The sequence below is a fragment of the Candidatus Nitrosopumilus salarius BD31 genome, assembly GCF_000242875.2.
Lineage (GTDB): Archaea > Thermoproteota > Nitrososphaeria > Nitrososphaerales > Nitrosopumilaceae > Nitrosopumilus > Nitrosopumilus salarius.
Genome location: NZ_AEXL02000137.1, coordinates 1 through 4,759, shown reverse-complemented (window position 1 = coordinate 4,759; position 4,759 = coordinate 1). Strand labels below are relative to the sequence as shown.

The window sequence follows — 4,759 nt, the reverse complement described above, 5'->3', positions numbered from 1 at the left end:
AAGATTGATTGCAGATCTTATCTCTGGAAATTTTCTACTAATAGCAAGTAATGCTGTTGCAACATGTTTTGAGCCTCCGTATGTAAGATTTCCTGCCACTGTTACTTCTTTCCCCGTCTTGACTATTCTTCCAGATATCCCTACTATGTCATTAATTGTTTTTGGGTTTTCTTTTGAATGAACAAAATTTGTTTGGCATTCTGGAATATTTTTATAAATATTTTTAATTTCTACGAATTCAGTAATTGCTTTTAGTAGCTCTGAATTGATTTCATCTTTTTCTTGAATATATGTAACTGGGATTCCTTTTCCCACCTTTTTTGCATTTTTTATTGATTTGTATGTGAATTCTTTGGCAAATTTTACTGATTCTTGTATGTTTTTGTTTTTTGCAAGAGCATAAAGAATTGCTGCAGAATAATTACATCCACTACCATGATTCTCTCTTGAGATGAACTCTCCTGAAATAGAATAACTTTTGTTATTTTCTAAAACAAAATCCAATATCTGATTGTTTTTTCGTTTAACTCCTGTGATTACTACGTTCTTTGATCCCATTTTTTGAATAGTCTTTGCAATTTTCTTGAATGATTTTTCTGAATTAATCTTAGTTTCGGATAATATTTCTGCCTCAAATTTGTTTGGTGTAATTATCGTTGCAAGCGGAATTATGTATTTTTGAAAATCTTTGATTGCTGATTTCTCAATCAACAATCCTCCTGTAGTTGATTTTATCACTGGATCTACAACAATTGGAATTTTCAATTTTTTTAATTCATTAAAGATTACCTTGATAATTTGAGAATTAAACACCATCCCAATTTTTATCCCTTCAATTTTGAAATCTGTTAATATTGACTCTAATTGGTTTTTCAGAATTTTTTGTGATACTGCTTCAACCATTCCAAAAGTTGATGTGTTTTGACCTGTAATTGCTGTAATTACAGTTAATCCATGAACATTCAATGAATAAAATGCTTTGATGTCGCTTTGAATTCCTGCTCCTGATGAGGGATCTGATCCTCCTATTGAAAGCAAATTCATGATGTTTTGTAATTTTTTGTACTAATCTATTTTTCCTTCAAAACCATATTGTGTTTTAATTTTAATTTATGATATCTATTTTATACCTGTATATCTTGATTTGACTGATGGTTGAAATCCCTATGGTGGATGATTCTTCACCCGAAACATTACGTTGTACTGTTTGTTTACTCCCTATGCAATATCAATCAATCAAAAATGAAAAATTCGTATGGCAGTGTTTCAAATGTGGTAAGCAATATTATGTTTCTAAACATGTAGATGATAATTTCGAAGAGAGTTGGAGCCCACCTAGATAATGGTTTCTGAAATTGAACTCTTGAAATCTGAAAACCAAAAACTTCGTAATTACATTTCATTAGTTTCTGCAGAAATTGAACTTAAACAACGAATTACCGAAATCAAACAAAACTTTGTAAATCTCTCTGATTCTGAGTATATTGTGGAGCCTATTTTGGATAGAATCACAAAAATTAATTCTGAAAAGATATTTTTGGAAAAGGAACTGAATCTGAGCTAATCGTTCATTCTGATGATTGGGCTGCACATTCAAAAGAACAAAATTGATCCTTTATACTGTTAAATTCCCTTCCACAATGAATGCATTCTCTATTTGTTCTCATGCGATACATAGGGCGATTCTTAGATAAAAAGTGGATCTATATTGCTAATATAGTGCCAAGGAATAATGTTAATCCAATCTTTCTCATAGTTTTCACGATTGTTTAAATCAGGCGAGAACATAGATTTGGTCATGACTACTCAGATGACTTCTGCTAGACGTGGAGTTGCAACTGATGAAATGAAACAAGTAGCAAAAGATGAGGATGTTTCACTAGAGTGGCTAATTCCAAAGATTGCACGTGGCTCCATAATCATTCCTAGTAATAATGTTAGACCGCAAAAAATTCACAATGTTGGTATTGGCAAAGGTCTTAAAACTAAAGTAAATGTAAACATTGGAACTTCAACTCTAAATGTAAATTTAGAAGAAGAAATTGAAAAAGCAAAGGTTGCTATCAAATATCATGCAGATACAATTATGGATCTCAGTGATGGCGGTGATGTTAAAACAATTCGACAAACTCTGATGAAATCTGCTCCAATTACATTTGGAACTGTTCCAATTTATGAGGCTTATAATTATGGTGTAGAAGTCCACAAAAATCCTTTGAATTTGACTGAGGATGATTATCTAAATGCATTTGAAAATAATGCAAAAGATGGGGTTGATTACACTACAATCCATTGTGGAATTACAAAAGAAATTGCTAAACGAATTTTAAAAGTTCAAAGATATGGTGGTGTTGTAAGTAAGGGTGGTACCATTACTGCCGCATGGATGTTAAAACATGATAAAGAAAATCCATATCTAACTCATTATGATTATTTAATTGAAATTGCCAAAAAATATGATGTAACATTCAGTCTTGGCGATGCCCTCAGACCGGGCTCGATTTTGGACTCTCATGACGAACTTCAAGTTCAAGAAATGATCAATATCTCGCAATTGACAAAACGTGCACATGAACAGGATATCCAAGTTATGGTTGAAGGTCCTGGACATGTTCCACTAAATGAAGTTGCAGCCAATGTAAGACTGGCAAAATCATTAATTGGTGATGTGCCTTATTATGTACTTGGACCATTAGTTACTGATATTGCATCGGGTCATGATCATATTGCTAGTGCAATTGGTGCTGCGGTATCTGCAAGTGAAGGCGTTGATCTTTTATGCTATCTCACTCCTTCTGAACATCTTGCACTGCCAAACGCTGATGAGGTAAAAGCTGGATTGATAGCTTATCGAATTGCAGCTCATGCCGGTGATCTTGTCAAACTACGTGATAAAGTGATAAAATGGGATATCGAAATGACTGAAGCAAGACGTACTTTGGATTGGGAAAAACAACTTGCGTTATCTATAGATCCTGAAGAAGCTGCAAAAATTCATAGCAGAACTGGACAACACCCTGGAAATAATGTTCCTTGTACTATGTGCGGTGGCGCTTGTGTGTATATGATGCTTCCACAACAAAAAAAGTATGAAAAAGAAAATAATAGTTTACAACAAGTTGAATAATACTTTCTGAAGACTAGGAACCGTTTCATAATCTTTCAATTCGTCTACTTTGATCCATTTGAAATCTGAATTTTCCCAATTGAGTTTGATTTTTGGATTGTTTGATTCAAACAAAAATGGAAATATCTCCCATTCGTGATTGATGTATTGCGGTGAATTTACCTTCATTCCCTCTGCTGACTTTACAAGTCTAATTTGCTCATCTGTTATTCCGACTTCTTCAAAAATTTCAATTTTAGCTCTTTGTAATGGGTCTTCATTTTTTTCTATGATTCCGCTAATTCCTGCCCATAACCCTTTCATGGTTTTTACTTCATTACTTCTTTTGAGAATCAATAATCTCTCATTATTTTTAATAAAAGATGTGACTATCTTTGTTGAACGCATATCTGTTATTTTTCAACAGTTTTTACCATTTTTGATAGTTTTTTGTATGATTCATTTATGTCCGTATGCTTGGCTAACCTTTCTTGACAGTCTTTGATGTAGTCTATCACTTCTTCTGTCTTTGATTCTTGAACTGCAGTAAGTAATCTGCCAATGTCTTTCCACAACTCTTCGGCAACTCTGCGAATTTCTGGGTTTGCAATAATGGTCTCAATTAGTTCTGGAGACTCTGTCATTATGCTCTCTGCCAATATTTTCTGAACTCTAAACGTTGTTCCTGACATCTTCTCTGTGAGTAACATTTTTTCATCTTTTGAGATGATGTTTGCAAAAACCAAATTCATTAAATGTGTTAATCCTAAAATAACTGCAATTTTTTTATCATGTTCTGCTGCATCAATTGTAACAAAGTTTGCTCCTTCAAAAAGTGATTTGGCCATCGTAAGTTCTTTTTTGGCATCTTTGATTGGAACTGAAATTATATTTTGTCCTTTTATTGTTTTTACTCCTGGACCGAACATTGGATGTATGCAAATTGGATTAATTTTAGCTGGCATTTTTGATAACGATGCCACTACTTTTGATTTCTCAGATGATATTTCAATAAGATATGTGTCTCTTTTCATCTCCTTTGCAATTAATCTGATAATTTCTGGTGTTCTTCTCGTAGGTGTACATAAAACAACATAATCAGCTTTTAGGATTCCTCCTACCAGTGATTCAGCAACTTTGATGTCTTTTCCTACTACTTTATTTTCTGAATCAAAACCTGTTACTTCAAAACCTTCACTTGCAAAATATTTTGCAAACCATTGCCCCATTTGACCTCCAGCACCGATAACTGTGACTTTTTTCATTTGTTCTCACTCATTATGTTGTTTAGTATCTTCATCCCCTCAATTAGTGTTTTTTCGTCTTGACATGCAGAAATTCTGATGAAATTTTTATAATTTCCAAACCCTTCTCCAGGAGCTACTGCCAATCCTCTTTCTAATGTTGAATTGGCAAATTGAACTCCGTCAAACCCTTTTTGATTAATTCTTGCAAAAATGTACATTGCTCCATCTGGAACCACAAAATCTAACCCCATTTCTTTTGCTTTTTGTATCAATACATCAAGTCTGTTTTGCACTGTATTAGAATTGTTGGATATATCTGCCTCTAGGGCTTTCATTGCAATGTATTGGATAGGTTCTGAAACATTTGTTAGGCATAAAGCCTCTAATTTTGCCATTTTTTCAATGA

6 protein-coding genes are annotated in these 4,759 nt (G+C 33.3%); 2 read left to right on the top strand and 4 right to left on the bottom strand.

Annotated elements, in window-relative coordinates:
- A partial coding sequence (gene thiD / locus BD31_RS08035; RefSeq protein ID WP_008301000.1) for a bifunctional hydroxymethylpyrimidine kinase/phosphomethylpyrimidine kinase occupies positions 1–1,044 on the bottom strand: 1,044 nt, incomplete at its 3' end.
- A gap of 298 nt (positions 1,045–1,342) precedes the next feature.
- On the opposite strand from thiD, the gene BD31_RS08025 reads away from it, so the two are divergent.
- The gene (locus tag BD31_RS08025) at positions 1,343–1,564 is read left to right on the top strand and encodes a hypothetical protein (protein ID WP_048097593.1); all 222 of its coding nucleotides are present in this window, start codon (positions 1,343–1,345) and stop codon (positions 1,562–1,564) included.
- A 234-nt stretch (positions 1,565–1,798) separates the two neighbouring features.
- Positions 1,799–3,127 carry a phosphomethylpyrimidine synthase ThiC gene (gene thiC / locus BD31_RS08020; protein WP_048097592.1) on the top strand — a complete coding sequence of 443 codons (1,329 nt, stop codon included), beginning with the start codon at positions 1,799–1,801 and terminating at the stop codon, positions 3,125–3,127.
- On the opposite strand, the gene BD31_RS08015 is transcribed toward thiC, so the two are convergent.
- The 3 genes from BD31_RS08015 to BD31_RS08005 all read right to left on the bottom strand — a co-directional run.
- A complete protein-coding gene (locus BD31_RS08015; protein WP_008300999.1) occupies positions 3,110–3,514 on the bottom strand; it encodes an NUDIX domain-containing protein in 405 nt (134 codons plus the stop codon). The two genes, thiC and BD31_RS08015, sit on opposite strands and share 18 nt — an antisense overlap.
- Positions 3,515–3,519: 5 nt before the next feature.
- Entirely contained in the window at positions 3,520–4,371 is an 852-nt protein-coding gene (locus tag BD31_RS08010) for a prephenate dehydrogenase (RefSeq protein ID WP_008301004.1), read from the bottom strand.
- On the bottom strand, positions 4,368–4,759 hold a 392-nt coding region (locus tag BD31_RS08005; protein ID WP_008301008.1), incomplete at its 5' end, for an aminotransferase class I/II-fold pyridoxal phosphate-dependent enzyme. The genes BD31_RS08005 and BD31_RS08010, both read right to left, overlap by 4 nt.

Excerpts from the sequence above, each read along its gene's own strand:
- BD31_RS08025 (WP_048097593.1), top strand. The coding sequence starts at position 1,343 with ATGGTTTCTGAAATTGAACTCTTGAAATCTGAAAACCAAAAACTTCGT.
- thiC (WP_048097592.1), top strand. The coding sequence starts at position 1,799 with ATGACTACTCAGATGACTTCTGCTAGACGTGGAGTTGCAACTGATGAA.
- BD31_RS08015 (WP_008300999.1), bottom strand. The coding sequence starts at position 3,514 with ATGCGTTCAACAAAGATAGTCACATCTTTTATTAAAAATAATGAGAGA.
- BD31_RS08010 (WP_008301004.1), bottom strand. The coding sequence starts at position 4,371 with ATGAAAAAAGTCACAGTTATCGGTGCTGGAGGTCAAATGGGGCAATGG.